Origin of the sequence: Kocuria gwangalliensis (genome assembly GCF_039544365.1) — a bacterium.
Taxonomy (GTDB): Bacteria; Actinomycetota; Actinomycetes; order Actinomycetales; family Micrococcaceae; genus Kocuria; species Kocuria gwangalliensis.
The window spans coordinates 1-14574 of sequence record NZ_BAABLN010000005.1; the positions used below are offsets into that span (position 1 = coordinate 1).

Genomic DNA, 14574 nt, shown 5'->3' on the forward strand with positions numbered 1-14574 from the left:
GCCATTCTTCCCGGTCAGACGGGCATTTCGTTCTTAATTACGTACCAGTACCAAGCATGCTCATCGGTGGATCAAGGCTTAGTCATCGACATCGCCGTCCCAGCCGTCGTCCAGGTCCTCGTCACCGGGGACCGGCACCGGGTGCGGGTTCTGCTGGACCTGCTGCGGGATCTCACCCACGTGGGGTACGGAAACGTCCGGGGATGCTGATGCCACCGGTTCGGACGGCTCGCCGGAACCGCCCAACGGCACGGTGACGGTCTCCTGCGGCAACCGCGGTGGTTCCGCGGTTGCCGCAAGGGACTGACTGGCGAGGGCCAACGCGATGGGGACGCACATGACGCCCAGCAGCATGAGAATTTTTCGAATCACACCCCCAGGCTCGTTGCACCGGGTGAGACCAGCGTTAAGAAGCCATTAGAGAATTCTCATGTAACGCAGGGGCTTTTGGGTCACGACGTCGATCACGGCCCACCGCTCGGGCCGCCACCAGCTGTCGATGAGGCCGGCACCGGACCGAGCGACGTCGTCGACCGTTACCGGGAGATCACCTTGGGCGCGGCCACGGACTTGAGGCCCTCCACCCCGAACTCCAGGCCGTAACCGGAGCTCTTGATGCCGCCGAACGGCACACGCGGATCCACGGCCCCGTGCTTGTTGATCCACACCGTACCGGCCTCGATCCGCTGCGCCACCTCGAACGCGGCGTCCGGATCGGAGGACCACACCGAGGCGCCCAATCCCACGTCCAGGCCGTTGGCCATGGCGATGGCCTCGTCCAGGTCCGAGTACTTGATGATCGGCAGTGCCGGACCGAATTGTTCCTGCGCCACCAGCGGATTGTCGTTGGGCAGGTCCGCGATCAACGTGGTCGGGTAGAAATATCCTGGCTGCTCGGCCTGCGGTTCGCCGCCGATCAGCACCCGGCCGCCGCCATTCTTGGCGTCTTCCACGAGGCCGGCCACGATGTCGTACTGCTGCTTGTTCTGCAGCGGGCCCAGCACGTTCTGCTCCTCGAGGCCGTTGCCCATGGGCATCTGCTGGGCCACCGCGACCAGGGCGTTGCACACGTCCTCGTAAACGTCCTCGTGGACGTAAAGGCGCTTGAGCGCCGCGCAGGTCTGGCCGGTGTTGATGAACGCACCCCAGAACAGGTCGCCCGCGATCTGCTGGGCGTCCACGTCGGGCAGCACGACGCCGGCGTCGTTGCCTCCCAGCTCCAGGGTCAAACGAGCGAGTCCGTCGGCCGCGGAACGCATGATGGCCTGGCCGGTCTTGGTGGAGCCGGTGAACATGATCTTGTCGATCCCGGTGTGCTCGGTCAGTGCCTGCCCGATCTCGCCACCGCCCGGGACCACGTGCAGCACGTTCTCCGGAAGCGCCTGATGGAGCACGTGAATGAGCCCCAGCACGGACAGCGGTGTGTACTCGGAGGGCTTGACCACCACGGTGTTACCCATGCGCAGGGACGCCGCAACCTGCCACACGGTGATCATCATGGGCCAGTTCCACGGGCCGATCGCACCCACCACTCCCAGAGGCACGTAATGCAGTTCGGCCTTGCCGGATTCATCATCCACGAGAACTTCCGGCTCCATGGGCGTGTCCGCATTGGCGCGCAACCATGCGGCGCACGCACCCACCTCGAAGGCCGCGTTCGGGCCGTTCTTGATCGGCTTGCCCTGCTCACGGGAGAGCAGCTCCGCGAGCGCCTCAGCATTGGCCTCCACCGCATCCGCCGCGCGATGCAGGTACTCGGACCGCTTGGCATGGCCCGACGCCGCCCACTCCGGTTGCGCAGCGCGGGCCGCCTCGATCGCCCGGTTCAGTTCCGCGACCGTGGACTCGTGGGCCTTGCCCACCAGCTCCCCCGTGGCGGGGTCGAGAATCTCGCGACCGGAGGGATCTGCAATGGCTGGCAACAGTTCTTGATACGTGCTCATGGGTGCTCCTTGGATGCCGGTGCTCCGCCAACGGCTGGCGAAGGCCTCGTTCTGCATCCATTGTGGCTTGTGTCACGCCGCTCATGTTGTCTGCCCGTGCAGCCGTCTTGCTCCTCGGTGCAGGCGGGGGCTCCCGGCCGGGTTCGGGCTGAATACGTCAGGACCCGGCCAGAATGCGCCGCCGGTAGGCGGACGGTGTTTCGCCGAACTCGGCCTTGAACGACTTGCTCACGTGCGCGGGATCCAACAAACCGTATCGGCCGCTCACCGCCTGTACGGTCTCGTCCGCGAGCGCGGGATCCGCAAGATCACCTCGAATGGCCTCCAACCGCTTCAGACGAATGGATGAGGAGACCGTCAGGTCCTGGGCCGCGAACCTGCTGTGCAGCTGCCGGACCGACACGTACAGCGCCTTGGCAATGGCGCCGGGTGTTAGCTCAGGATCCCCCAGGTGGTCGTCGATGTAGGCGGAGGCCTGCTGCACCAAGAGATCATCGGACTGCTCCGCGCTCAGTTCCAGGACGTCGGAGGACAGCACGCTCACGAGCATTCCAAGGGCACTGCGAACCAGGCGCATCGCGTGGGGTCCGTGCAGGACATCCATATTTTCCGCCAGATCACGGAACATGGGCGCGGCCACCCTGCCCAATCCGTGATCCTGCGTGACTCGCCGAGCGGTCACCAATTCAACCTGCGCCGGTGTCATGTGCACCACGGAGCGGGGAAACGTCATGACCATGGAATGTTGAGGTCCGCGGTACTCCAGCTCGTACGGCCGATACGCCACGTACAACCCCAGGTCACCGGGGCGCAATGTGCACTCGCGCCCGTCCTGTCGCAGCAGGCACTCACCGTCGAGCTGCAGGCTGAGTTTGAAGTACTCACCCTGGTCCTGTTCCACCAGCTGCGCCGTACGGATCACTCGATGAGCGTCGGTGGTCATGTCGAACAGGTGAACGTCATCGAGTTCCACGGCGCGCAGGTTCGCGCGGAAGCGTTCCTCGTCCGGGGCCCTGATCTCCAGTGCCGCGAATGAACGGCGAATCACCGTCCGCCACTGCTCCATGGTCAGATCAGTGTGCTGACCAGAATCTTTATGTGCCGTGTCGTTCGACATGCGCATTGTCCTCGCTCGCTTGCTGACCGGGTGACCGCATCCTACGGACAATCGGCCACGACAAACACCAGGTGCCAATCACCGCAAGCGGGACGGGGCGGCGTCGAAAACCCGGCGCCACTCATGCGTGAGCGACGCCGGGTTTTCTAGATTCCGTAAAATCAACAGGAGTCGCTCACAGGCCCTCCCCCGAAGGGGACACCAAGATTTTGACCGCCGTCTCATTGCGGTGAATGAGAGTGTCGAACCCTTCATCCACCAGACCTTCCAACCCGATCTTTCCGGTGATGAACGGTTTCAGATCGATCTTGCCGGACTCCACGAGCTCGATGGTGGCGGGGTGGGAATTCACGTATGCGATAGTGCCGCGCAGGTCAATCTCCTTCATCACCAGCTTGTGGATATCGAAGTTGGACCGCTCAGCCCAGATCGATACGACCACCAGCACTCCAGTGGGCCGAAGCGCGTCCATAAGGGTGTCCAACACGACCTGGACGGAGGTGCACTCGAATGCAATATCCGCGCCCTTGCCGTCGGTGATCTCCTGGACTTCCGCAGCCACGTCCACTTCGCGCGGATCCAACGCGTAGTCGGCAACGCCAGTCTCCAGTGCTTTCTCGCGGCGCAGCGGGGAGAGCTCCGATACCACCACGGTGATATTCAGCGCCTTGAGCACAGCGGCCGTCAACAAGCCAATGGGGCCGGCGCCACCCACTACAGCTACGTCACCGGCCTTCGCGCCGGAGCGTTCGACCGCGTGATACCCCACGGACAGGGGCTCAATCAAGGCTGCCTCATCCAAACTCACCGAATCGGAGATGGGGTGGACCCAGCGGCGCTTGACAGCGATGCGCTCTCCCAGGCCACCGCCACGTCCGGCGAGGCCGATGAAGTTCATGTTCGGGGACAGATGGTAGTCCTTGGAATCAGGGCCGGTGTCGACATCGTCACCAATGATGTAGGGCTCGACCACCACGTGCTGGCCGATCTCAAGATCCTCCACTCCTTCACCAAGCTCATCGATCACTCCGGAGAACTCGTGCCCGAGAGTAACTGGAGCAGTTTCACCTGAGATGGGATGCGGAGTGTCATGGGTAGGACAGAATACCGGCCCATCCTTGTACTCGTGCAGGTCAGTGCCGCAGATGCCGCACCAGGCCACCTTAATTCCTACTTCACCAGGAGCCACCGCAGGCTCGGGGATCTCCTCAATGCGAATGTCGCCTTGGTCGTAAAACCGTGCTGCTTTCATCATGGGCCTCCGGGGCGCTCATGGGATCGGGAACGGGGACTCGATCCCTGTGGTCTGACCATAAGCATGTTGGGCCCTAAAAATAAAGCGTTCTGCGAGCATTGACCGCATTTTCTGGCCCAGCCCCACAACGACGAGGCAATGAAGAAGTGGAGGACCAGGCCCATGCCGTTCACGAACGTGATGATGAAGGGTTTCATTGCCCCTGCCTCACATTCTCGTGGCCCGAGGGTCCCCACATCGAGCCGCCGCATCTACAGTGATAAAGAGCTTTGCTACTTCTGATCTTCCCGGAGGCTCCACATGCACGCTGACCCCAACGATATGCCCGCCATTCGCGACATGCTCCACGACATCTTGCGCAACGACCCCGCCCCGCAGCACCTGGGCATTCAGTTGGGGGACATCGACCAGGGGCGCGTGGTCATGACCATGCCGATCGCCGATCACATGGCCAACAGCCATGGCATGAGCCACGGCGGCTACCTGTTCACCCTGGCCGACACCGCCCTTGCCTACTGCTGCGCCACCGCCGGAACCCGGGTGGTCACACGCAACGCGGAAATCACCTTCGTGGCCCCCGCCCACTCGGGCGAAGCTGTCACCGCAACGGCCACGCGGCGGGTGAGTTTTGGCAGGAACCAAATTTGCGACGTCGTTCTGGAGGCCGACGGGCGAGTGGTCGCCTATTTCACGGGTCAGGGCACCACGCCCCCGACACCGCGCGGCGAGGAGTCCTAGGCGCCGGTGTCCGGGTCCACGCGGACGGCTTCCAGTTGGGCCCGGCGCGTGGACATCTTGTGGTCCACGTACAACAGGATCCCCACCGCAATGCCGCCCAGGGCAGCGACCAGCAGCAGTAGCGGCCAGTTCGCGCCGGGCGCTTCGAGCGTACGGTCGTCCCCACCTGCCACGGCCACAGTGCGCGCAGTGCGCCGAGCATCAGTCCGGCCAGGACCACCATGGTGGGGCGGTAGCGGAAGGCCAAGAACCACTGGAGGCCCTTGACGATGACCGCCATGCCCAGAACGGCACCGAGCATGAAAAGTCCCAGGTGCCCCAGGTTTAATTCGTCCACGGCCTGCAAGGTGGGCTGGTAGAGACCGATGGTCAACAAGATGAAAGATCCGGACAACCCCGGCAACAGCAGCGCGGAGACGGCGATGGCGGCCGCGAGCACGATGATCACGGGGTTGGGCTCCACCGTGGTGGGCGGGATCGAGACGATGAAGAACGCGAAGAGGAACCCCGCTAGGCCCATGAGCCAGTCGACGGCACGCCAGTTCCTCCCGGCCAGACGAATGGGAACGGCCACCGACACCAACACCATGCCGAAGAACAAGGCACGCATGACCTCCGGGTGAGCCTCGACCGCGCGAGACATGGGGCCCGCAATGATGAACACGGCCAGCACCATGCCCAGCATGACGGGAATGATCATTCGCCAGTGAACCCGGGCCAGGTTTTCTTTCACCCCGGCCACCCGGTCCGGGCCCACGATGGCCCGTTTGCCCGCACTGACCACGTGGGAGGCGGAGTCGATGAGCTCGTCGTAGATCCCCACGACCAGCGCGACCGTGCCGCCGGACACCCCGGGGATGGTCTCCACCGTGCCGATCAGAGCACCGCGGAGCAGGTTTCCCGGAATATTACGGTGTTCGGTGATCCGATGCGGTTCCGTGGTTAGTTGCGCGGTGGCACCCATGCAGTCGTGTTCCCCTCGTTGGCGGCTGAAGGGGCCACGGTACCCGGCCAACCCGTGCGGGGCCTCAGACCGTCAACGGTGGTGGGCAACCCGCAGTCTCAGTGGTTGTTCTCCGCTTCATCGCGGTAAACGACCCGGCCGTCACACACGGTGAGAACCGGTCGGAGGTCCTTGAGGTCCTCGGTCTCAACACTGAACGGATCGCGGTCCATGAGCACCAGGTCTGCCAGGAAACCTTCCGTGACGCGGCCCAACCGGTCTTCTTCAAAGGACGTGCGTGCGGCAACGGTGGTGAACGCGGCAATGGCTTCCGCCACGGAGATGTTCTGGACGGTATCCAGAAGCCTGCCGGAGGAGGTCCGCCTGGCCACGGCGGCATACATGCCCAGCCAGGGATTGGGTGTGGTCACGGGGAAGTCCGAATTGATGGGCGCTTGGATTCCGTGGTCGATGAATGTGCGCATGGGATAGGTGCGCGCAATCCGTTCGGGACCCAAGTTGTTGAGGTAGCTGTCGCCCAGCTCGTAGAGGAACGCCGTTGAGGCCGCGGCAATGATGTTGCCGTCCCGCAGCCGGTCCAGTTCGTCCTGATTGGGTAACCCGCAGTGTTCCACCCGGTGCCGCCTCGAACGGACCAGGGTGTCGTAGTGACCATGCCCCGCAGCTCGCCCGCCGGCCTCGATCAGATCCAACGCCTGGGTCACGGCGCGCTCACCGATCCCGTGCACGGCCACTCGCTGACCCGCAGCAATGGCCTGGGCCACGAGTGGTTCGATCTCCGAGGTGTCGTAGTAGAGGATTCCGCGCGAGCTGCTGCCCTCGAACGGCTCGGCGAGCGCGGCGGTGCGACCGCCCACGGAGCCGTCGAGCACGAACTTGAGCCCCTGGTACCGCAGCATGTCGTTGCCGAAACCGCTGCGCAGGCCGGTGCCCAGAACGGCGTCGTAGCTGCCCGGGAACTCACCCTGCGCGAGCGCGAAGTACCACGGCCGGAAGCGCACCGTTAGTGCGCCGTCGGCGAGCAGGGTTTGGTAGACGCCCATCTCGATGGGCCCGGAGCTCATGTCGTGGACCGTGGTGACGCCCTTGCCGGCGAGGTCATCCAGAGCGAGGCGCATTCCCTCGGTCATCCCTTCGGGGGTGTCCGTGGGGAGGTCGACCAGGGACATCGCTTTCTCCTGGAGCAGGCCCGTGGCACGGCCCGAGTCCGGCTCACGCACGATGCAACCACCGGACGGATCCGCGGTGTCATCGGTGATACCGACCCGTTCCAGCGCGGCGGTGTTCACCAGCGCCATGTGAGCGCACGTGCGGCGCAGAAACACGGGATTCTCGGGCGCCGCGCGATCCAGATCCTGCAGCGTGGGGCCGGGGCCTTCCATGCGGTGTTCGTCATAGCCCCAGCCCGCGAGCCACTCGCCGGGCTCAGCGCGTTCGGCCTCGTGAGAGATGGCGGACACGATGGTTTCGACCGTGGGCGTGACGGCCGGGCGGCAATCCACCTGCAGCAGGCTCCTGGCGTACATTCCCGGATGGCCATGCGATTCAATGAGCCCCGGCATGAGAAAGCGCCCATCCGCATCGATCACCGGGGCGCCCGGGGCGCTGCGCTCGCGCGCTTGCGCCGAGCTGCCCACAAAGGTGATCACCCCATCGCGCACGACGACGCCGCGCGGTGCGGTTTCGTACGCGCTGCCGGGATCGTACACCACGGCGTTGATGACGGTGAGGTTGCGGGTGGGACGCTCCAAATGTGTCTCCTCCGAAGGTTACGTGCGGTTGAGCAGTTCCCCGCCGATGTGATCGATGCCCTGGGCATCGTCTCGCCGAATGAGGATCCTCGCGATGATGGAGGACACCAGGGAGATCACGGCGATCGTGAACAACAGGATCGCGGGACCGAGCGACCCGCCACCCGTGGCGGAGAGGATGGTTTGGGCCAGGGCCGGCATGAAGCCGGCCACGATGCCCGCGAGGTTGGCCGAGAGCGCGATGGCCGAATAACGGATCTTGACCGGGAACAGCTGGGTCAACACGGTGCCCACGGTGGCGTAGGCGATCGAGGCGAAGCCCAGGCCCAGGATCAGCGCCACCGTGATCATGGCGGCGGAACGGGTATCCACGAGCCAGAAGATCGGGAAGGCCACGAGGGCGGCAATCACATAGCCGACCACCACCACGGCGGAGGAGCTGGTCTTGTCCGCGACCTTGCCGGCCACGAACATGCACACGATCTGCGCCACGGCACCCCAGGTGATGGCGTTCAGGATCACCGTGGACGGCAAATCCAATTCCATGACCACGTAGCTGATCATGAACGTGGTGAGCATGAAGAAACCGGCATTGCCGAACAGGTACGTGCCGATGCCCACGAGCAGGCGACCCGGGACGGTCCGGATAATTTCGACGACGGGTGCGCTTTCCTTCTCGGCGGCCGAGGCGGCCCTGACCGCTTCGGCTTCCTTGAAGTCATCGGTCTCGTCGACCTTCAACCGGATCCACACGCCCACGGCGACCAGCAGGATGGAGATCAGGTACGGGATACGCCAGGCACCCTCGAGGAACTGCTCACCGGATGCGGCCACCACGGCGGCCACGATCACACTGGAGAGAATGGTTCCGGTGGGTGAACCCAGCTGCACCACGGATCCGTAGAAGCCACGCTTGTTCTCAGGCGCGTTCTCCACGGCCAGCAGCGTGGCACCACCCCATTCACCACCGGCGGCCATGCCCTGCACGAAACGCAACACCCCGAGCAGGATGGGCGCAACCAGTCCCGCGGTCTCATAGGTGGGCAGCAGGCCAATCAGGGTGGAGGCCACTCCCATGGCCACGATGGTGATCATCAGAATGGTCCGACGGCCAATCCGGTCACCGAAGTGACCGGCGAGCAGCGCACCCACGGGGCGGGCGATGAAACCGACACCGAAGAGCAGGAACGAGCTAATGGTGGCCAGCGCCGGGTCGTCGCCGCCGAAGAACAGCGGGGCGAACACAATGGCGGACGTGGTGCCGAACAGGAAGAAGTCGTACCACTCGAGGGACGTCCCCACGTAGGCACCCATCAGGGCGCGGCGGGCCTTCTTGGGGTCATGGACTCGGGCCGCCGGGCGGTGCGCAGTGTGGTCCACGGGGCCACCGGCAGTGCTGGACATGAGAACCTCCGGGTCAGAACGTATTGGCCGGGTTCGATGGTGTTGACACATGACCCCGAACGAGTAGTCCTTCTGATGTGACCAGCCTCTCATACGATCACATCCGTCGGGGGCACACCCCTTGCTCCTGGTCGCAGCACCGGGGACAGTCCGGAATGGAGCGGAGCAACCAGTTTCTTCCAAACGGTTGTCATGTCCCGTCCCAAGTGGTCAAATGTGGGCATGAGTGAAAACAGCATCTGGAATGCCCTGGAAACCGCACGCGACAAGGCCAAGGAACGCGAGGATGAAGAAATGCAGCGCGTTGAAGATGCCGACAACAACGAACAGCAGCGCGCCGCGAGTTCTCGCGTGGCGGCCCGCCAAGCCGTGCGCGAAACACTGGACGACATCCTCGCCCAGCGCGAGGACTGAGACGTGGGCGGCCAGAGCGAGGCGGGCCGGGACTCGGGGCAACCGGCCGAGGAGCGCACCGTGGGAATGACCCCGGAGCAGGAACAGAAATTCCTGCGGGACGGCGGCGCACAACACCAGCCCGCGGACGGCGGGATCGGTGCCATGACCGATTCCCAGGGCCGCGACCCGGACACGCCCAACTAAGGTGGGCAACGAGCGCCGTACCCGTGACCCGCGCCCGCGTCACGGATGCGGCGTCAGCACGAACTCCCACAGCTTCTCCGCACCCACGGTGAGGTTGCGGGCAAACCCTTCCAGATCTTCGGAAGTGTCCCGGCGGTAGTTGATGCAGTACTCGTACCCTCCCGGCAGGCGCGTGTAGGTCATGCCGAAGCCCTCGGGTGTGGTGGGGGCAAAGGCGTAGCGCACGATCTGCTCCGGGCCGCCGATGGACGTGGTGGACAGGAAATCCCGGCGCATGGTGGCCAGCCCGGGGTTGGTGAAAAAGTCAGTGTCCACACCGTTGCGCTCGGACACGTACTGCAGACCCAGTAAGTGACGGTCGATGCCGTGCGCGGATTTACATGTCTTGATCCAGTCCCGGTGAGCGTCGAGGGCGGCCTGGAACCGTTCCAGGGTGGCCTCCCCTGCCTGCAGCGCCGCAATGAATTCCACGGCCTCAGAGGTCACCGGGCGCAGGCATTCCGTGCGGCCGGCCTGATATTCGCGCATGTCCACGGCCTCGTACACGCTGCGCACCCGGTTGTACGTGGCCAACTGGGCGTAAAGCATGATCAGTTGCTGAGCGGCGTCGTCGCTGATGCGGAACGGAAGTTCGGCCTTGTGCGGCCGCGGCACGAACACCCGGTGCACGCCGTGCAGGGCGGCCTCGCGGCGGTAGGCGGCGAGCTCGGTCAGCAGTGCCGAGCGCAGGGAGTCACTCAGCGCCCAGGTCAGCAGCTCCGGCTCCGGCCGTTCCAAGGCGACCGGCTCCTCCGGAATGGCTAGCTCCTGCATCCGAGCCACCGCGGCCAGGATGGTGGCGCCGTCCACCGTGCTGTGTTCCACGTGGATGGCCAGCCATTCGTCGGCCAGGCACACCTCGTAGGTCAGGGGTTTGTAGGCCCACGCGTGACCCACTTCGAAGGCCGAGCGCTCGAGGTGCTCAACGACCTCCGCCTGAGCGTCCAGCAGGTTGACCATGAAGATCATGCGGGTGATCCGGTCGTAGATGTCCGCGTTGTGGGGGTTCTCGGTCAGCTCTTCCAGCAGCGGCGCGGCCTTCTCACTGCCCAAGTAGGACAGCGTGCCGAACGGGGGCTCGGGCTCGGCGGTGGCCTCGGCGCCGTCGATGACCGAACGCAACGTTTCGGCCAGGGTACGCAGCGACAGCGGCTGCCCGTCCGCATCACTGATGGGCACAGCATGCAGTCGGCCGCGGTGGATCACGCCGATCTCGCGCTCAGCCGCGGACAGCTCCGGACGGATGATTTCATCGATCTCCGTGGCCGGGTGCCTCAGCCCGCCTTCCAAGCAGCGCCACTGCTCCATGCTGATGTCGTTGCCGCGCGGATCCACCTCCTGAGGGGTCTCACCGCGCACCTGCTGCAAATGCACCGACGCCGCTCGGTACACCAGTTCCGCCGCCCGCCCCAGGCCCGGAGCGCCAAAGTCACCGGTGATCTGGAAGCCCACGTTGGAGGTCAATGGCAGGGACGTGCGGGTCATCAGGTACCCGCTGAGCCAGTCCTGGGACAACCAGCTGTTGCCCGCGGCGTTCTGATCGCGGGCGAATTCTTCCAGGCCCGCCTGCACGCTGGGGCCGTGCTGCGTGCGGAAAACCTCGGTGGCCTCGACGGTCTCGCCGTAGGTGACATCGTCCACCAGGGGACGGACCGTGGTCAGGAAACGGTCGAGTGTTGCGTCCAGCTCGGGAACGGGCAGCGGCTTCACGGACATGCGGGATCCTCTCAACACGGCACACCGAAACGCACGGGCACGGCCGCCGTCGATGCGGTTTCACCCTCTATCTTGCCGGAGAGCACTGCGACACAGGCTAAAAATCCGCCCCGTGAACAGCGCGTCATAACTCACACGCGCTGTCCCCGGGGCGATGCGGTTACTCCCACGTGGCGGTGTCCGGGTTCACGCCGTGGACCCGAGCGTTCTCGGCCGCCGCGCGGTACAGCCAGTCCGCGAGCCCCGGTTCGAGCGTCTCGTAGTACTCCGTGAACCGCGGATCCTGGGTGTACATACCGGCCAGAAGCACATGCATCGAGTGGGTGCAGTCGTAGAACCGGGCAATGGATTCACGGTGCCGTTCGGCCAGCTGATTGGCCTGATCCGTCCCCGGTTCCACACCGTCCCGCGCGGCCTGAGCCAACTCCTGGTTGAGCCGGTCACCGTCCGCCTTGATCCGCCGCCAGTCCTCCTTGGACATCGTGGCGGCTCGCCGTTGCGACTGTTCCCACTGGTCGGTGTCGCCCCAGCGTTCCTCGGCCTCGCGCTGGTACTCGGGGTTCCAGTCCTGGCCGAAGATCTCGCTTTGTTCCTGTGGAGTGAGTTTCTTGTTCATGGCTTGCGCCTCCATCATGTGATCCACTGCGCAGACCATCTGCTGCAGGTGATCGATGCGTTCGGCCAGCAACTCTCGCTGCCTCTCGAGGTGGGTGGGCCCTTTAACGGACGGGTCGTCCAGAATCTCGCCCACCTCGGCCAGCGAAAACCCCAGCTCCCGGTAGACGAGCACGCGGTGGATCCGCGCGACGTCGTCCGCCGAATACAGGCGATATCCCGTGCTCGTGCGGCCGCTGGGGCTCACCAGGCCCACATGGTCCCAGTGATGCAGCGTCCGCACGCTCACGCCGATCAACGACGACGCCGCCCCCACCGTCAGCAGCTCGTCTCCCGTTGGTTCTTCGGTCACTTCGGGTCCGCGCGTCATGGCTTCAACATCTCTCACAACCCCCACTGTTCGCCCTGACGTCGCGTGAGGGTCAAGCCCTAATACTTGGCCAGCGCCCGGCCCAACCTATCGAGCCCCTCGTCGATGACCTCGGGTGAGTGGGTCACGAACGACAAGCGCATGGTCGAGCGGTCCGGATCGTGGGCGAAGAACGACGCGCCGGGCACGAACGCGACACCCTCGTCGAGCGCGATTTCCAGCAAGCGGGCGGTGTCGATTCCGTGGCCCAGCCGGACCCACAAGAACATGCCGCCGTCGGGCTGGGTGACCTCGGCGCCGTCGGGAAGAATGCGTTGCAGGCTCCGGTACATGGCCTTGGCTCGCAGGGCGTAGACGGGACGGACCTTGTTCAGATGGGCTTCGACGTCGGCCGTGGCGAGATAGCGCGCAACCGCCAGCTGGTCCGGGACCGGGGATTGCAGCCCGATCGCCTGCTTGGCCACGGTGAGCGTGAATTGGATGGGGCCTTCCGAGCGCATCCACCCGATACGCACGCCCGGGGCAATGACCTTGGAAACCGAGTTCAACAGGATGGTCTGCGCGGGCATTCCCGGCTGGCATGCAATGGGCGGCAGTGGGTCACCGTCGAAACACAATTCGCCGTACGGGTCGTCCTCCACAAGCGCGGCGCCGGTACGCAGCAGGACATCGGCAACCGCCGCGCGACGCTCCACCGACATGCACACGCCGGACGGGTTCTGGAACGAGGGAATCAGGTAGACGAACTTGGGTGAGTGCTCCGCGATGAGCTTCTCCAGCTCGTGCGGAATCACCCCGTTCGCGTCGGTGGGCACACCGATCAGGCGCGCACCGTTGAGCTCGAAGGCCTGGACCGCGGCCAGGTAGGTGGGGCGTTCGACCAGCACCACGTCACCCGGGTTCACGAGGGCCTGTGCAACCACGAACAATCCCTCTTGCGATCCCGTGGTCACCTGAATTTGTTCAGGGGTGGTTTCGAGATAGCGGCTGATCCGGAGGGCGGCCTGCTCCCGGAGCTCCACCTCGCCCTCGCTCGACGCGTACTGCAGTGCGCGCTGGGCGTGGTTTGCGAAGACCCAGTCGTAGGCCGCGCGGATGTCCTCGACCTCGAAGTACTCGGGGTCAGGCACGCCGCCGGCAAAGGAGATGACGCCCTCCTTGGACACCGCGTCCAGCAGGTCCCGCACCGGTGAGGAATCCACTCCGTCCAAACGGTCGGCCACGCGGAATCTGAACTCACCCTGTGCACTCATGGAAGTGAGTATTTCACGACGGCGCTCGGTCGCCTTGAGAAGCCGAAGTTACCTACCCCCGCCTCCCAGGGGCGCGCAATAATTATTCGACCAGCGCTGGCGGGGACCATGCCCGGATAAGGGACCGCATGTAACGTTCGAATGCTTCATCCGAATTCTGGCTGACCAGGGCCGGCCGAGTGGCCTCCATGGAGACCCACCCGTGCACACTTGCCCAGATGGAATACACCACTTCGTTGAGCGGGAAATCCCCCAGAACGCCTGCTTTCATGCACTCGTCCACGCGCCGAAGCAGAGTATCGATAGCGGCCCTGGAGGATAATCCGTCCGAAGGGTCCTCGGTGAAGTTCTCAAGATTGATATTCGGGCGTTTCCCGCCACGGCCCATCATGACGTTGTACAGAGCGGGAAAAGAAAGGGCCCATCCACGGTAAGCCCGGCCGAGATCCAACAGGTCGGCCAGTGGGTCGTCAGTGACCGGGACACTTTCCTGGGACTTGATGAAGCTGCGGACCGACTCATGGATGACGGCCCCGATCAGGGCGCCACGGCTCCCGAACATGGTGTAAATCGCCGTGGTAGAAAAACCATGCTTGGCCGCCAGCGGACGCAAGGACACGGACTCAACTCCGCCGGTCACGATTTGATCTGCGGTATCACGAATCAGCGCGGCGCGGGTTTCGTCGTCAAACTTCTTGGGTCTAGCCACCCCGTCATGCTACTGGTCAGAAGCATAATAACGGTGTTATATATAGTCAGACGTGTCTACGCACCCTCCGGCGCCTAGCTGCTGCGGAGTGTCTTGGGGG

The 14574-nt window shown here is 64.5% G+C and carries 14 protein-coding genes; 3 read left to right on the forward strand and 11 right to left on the reverse strand.

All coding sequences use genetic code 11. The annotated features are described in order from the left end of the window. Nucleotides 1-78 precede the first annotated feature (78 nt). The 4 genes from ABEA06_RS02420 to ABEA06_RS02435 form a co-directional block, all read right to left on the reverse strand. Nucleotides 79-372, reverse strand: coding sequence for a hypothetical protein (locus ABEA06_RS02420; protein ID WP_345310449.1), 294 nt, complete (start codon nucleotides 370-372; stop codon nucleotides 79-81). 164 nt (nucleotides 373-536) lie between these two features. Continuing rightward, on the reverse strand, nucleotides 537-1943 hold the full coding sequence (locus ABEA06_RS02425; protein ID WP_345310450.1) for an aldehyde dehydrogenase family protein: 1407 nt from the start codon (nucleotides 1941-1943) through the stop codon (nucleotides 537-539). A 157-nt stretch (nucleotides 1944-2100) separates the two neighbouring features. Continuing rightward, on the reverse strand, nucleotides 2101-3060 hold the full coding sequence (locus ABEA06_RS02430) for an AraC-like ligand-binding domain-containing protein (RefSeq protein ID WP_345310451.1): 960 nt from the start codon (nucleotides 3058-3060) through the stop codon (nucleotides 2101-2103). A gap of 175 nt (nucleotides 3061-3235) precedes the next feature. Then, nucleotides 3236-4312, reverse strand: coding sequence for a 2,3-butanediol dehydrogenase (locus tag ABEA06_RS02435; protein ID WP_345310520.1), 1077 nt, complete (start codon nucleotides 4310-4312; stop codon nucleotides 3236-3238). A 303-nt stretch (nucleotides 4313-4615) separates the two neighbouring features. Here ABEA06_RS02435 and ABEA06_RS02440 point away from each other — a divergent pair, with 303 nt between their 5' ends. Beyond that, the gene (locus ABEA06_RS02440; RefSeq protein ID WP_095797035.1) at nucleotides 4616-5053 is read left to right on the forward strand and encodes a PaaI family thioesterase; all 438 of its coding nucleotides are present in this window, start codon (nucleotides 4616-4618) and stop codon (nucleotides 5051-5053) included. Here ABEA06_RS02440 and ABEA06_RS02445 read toward each other — a convergent pair. From ABEA06_RS02445 to ABEA06_RS02455, 3 genes are all read right to left on the reverse strand, one after another. Beyond that, the gene (locus ABEA06_RS02445; protein ID WP_345310452.1) at nucleotides 5004-6017 is read right to left on the reverse strand and encodes a DUF368 domain-containing protein; all 1014 of its coding nucleotides are present in this window, start codon (nucleotides 6015-6017) and stop codon (nucleotides 5004-5006) included. The genes ABEA06_RS02440 and ABEA06_RS02445 overlap by 50 nt on opposite strands. 98 nt (nucleotides 6018-6115) lie before the next feature. After that, on the reverse strand, nucleotides 6116-7768 hold the full coding sequence (locus ABEA06_RS02450; protein WP_345310453.1) for an amidohydrolase: 1653 nt from the start codon (nucleotides 7766-7768) through the stop codon (nucleotides 6116-6118). A gap of 18 nt (nucleotides 7769-7786) precedes the next feature. Then, a complete protein-coding gene (locus tag ABEA06_RS02455) occupies nucleotides 7787-9172 on the reverse strand; it encodes an MFS transporter (protein WP_345310454.1) in 1386 nt (461 codons plus the stop codon). Nucleotides 9173-9394: 222 nt separating this feature from the next. On the opposite strand from ABEA06_RS02455, the gene ABEA06_RS02460 reads away from it, so the two are divergent. Together ABEA06_RS02460 and ABEA06_RS02465 are read left to right on the forward strand one after the other, a co-directional pair. Beyond that, nucleotides 9395-9586, forward strand: coding sequence for a hypothetical protein (locus tag ABEA06_RS02460; RefSeq protein WP_345310455.1), 192 nt, complete (start codon nucleotides 9395-9397; stop codon nucleotides 9584-9586). A gap of 3 nt (nucleotides 9587-9589) precedes the next feature. Continuing rightward, a complete protein-coding gene (locus tag ABEA06_RS02465; protein ID WP_345310456.1) occupies nucleotides 9590-9772 on the forward strand; it encodes a hypothetical protein in 183 nt (60 codons plus the stop codon). A gap of 39 nt (nucleotides 9773-9811) precedes the next feature. On the opposite strand, the gene ABEA06_RS02470 is transcribed toward ABEA06_RS02465, so the two are convergent. The 4 genes from ABEA06_RS02470 to ABEA06_RS02485 form a co-directional block, all read right to left on the reverse strand. Beyond that, nucleotides 9812-11527 carry a choline/carnitine O-acyltransferase gene (locus tag ABEA06_RS02470; RefSeq protein WP_345310457.1) on the reverse strand — a complete coding sequence of 572 codons (1716 nt, stop codon included), beginning with the start codon at nucleotides 11525-11527 and terminating at the stop codon, nucleotides 9812-9814. 160 nt (nucleotides 11528-11687) lie between these two features. Further along, nucleotides 11688-12530: a MerR family transcriptional regulator gene (locus tag ABEA06_RS02475; protein ID WP_345310458.1), complete on the reverse strand. Its 843-nt coding sequence runs from the start codon at nucleotides 12528-12530 to the stop codon at nucleotides 11688-11690. Between the two features lie 41 nt (nucleotides 12531-12571). Next, nucleotides 12572-13765 carry an aminotransferase-like domain-containing protein gene (locus ABEA06_RS02480; protein WP_345310459.1) on the reverse strand — a complete coding sequence of 398 codons (1194 nt, stop codon included), beginning with the start codon at nucleotides 13763-13765 and terminating at the stop codon, nucleotides 12572-12574. Nucleotides 13766-13847: 82 nt separating this feature from the next. After that, nucleotides 13848-14474 (reverse strand): TetR-like C-terminal domain-containing protein, encoded by a 627-nt coding sequence (locus ABEA06_RS02485; protein ID WP_345310460.1) that lies wholly within the window; start codon nucleotides 14472-14474, stop codon nucleotides 13848-13850. Between the last annotated feature and the right edge of the window lie 100 nt (nucleotides 14475-14574).

Bases quoted from the DNA above. Each gene is read 5' to 3' on its own strand.
- ABEA06_RS02440 (WP_095797035.1), top strand. From the start codon at position 4,616: ATGCACGCTGACCCCAACGATATGCCCGCCATTCGCGACATGCTCCAC.
- ABEA06_RS02455 (WP_345310454.1), bottom strand. From the start codon at position 9,172: ATGTCCAGCACTGCCGGTGGCCCCGTGGACCACACTGCGCACCGCCCG.
- ABEA06_RS02445 (WP_345310452.1), bottom strand. From the start codon at position 6,017: ATGGGTGCCACCGCGCAACTAACCACGGAACCGCATCGGATCACCGAA.
- ABEA06_RS02430 (WP_345310451.1), bottom strand. From the start codon at position 3,060: ATGTCGAACGACACGGCACATAAAGATTCTGGTCAGCACACTGATCTG.
- ABEA06_RS02435 (WP_345310520.1), bottom strand. From the start codon at position 4,312: ATGAAAGCAGCACGGTTTTACGACCAAGGCGACATTCGCATTGAGGAG.
- ABEA06_RS02480 (WP_345310459.1), bottom strand. From the start codon at position 13,765: ATGAGTGCACAGGGTGAGTTCAGATTCCGCGTGGCCGACCGTTTGGAC.
- ABEA06_RS02425 (WP_345310450.1), bottom strand. From the start codon at position 1,943: ATGAGCACGTATCAAGAACTGTTGCCAGCCATTGCAGATCCCTCCGGT.
- ABEA06_RS02470 (WP_345310457.1), bottom strand. From the start codon at position 11,527: ATGTCCGTGAAGCCGCTGCCCGTTCCCGAGCTGGACGCAACACTCGAC.
- ABEA06_RS02460 (WP_345310455.1), top strand. From the start codon at position 9,395: ATGAGTGAAAACAGCATCTGGAATGCCCTGGAAACCGCACGCGACAAG.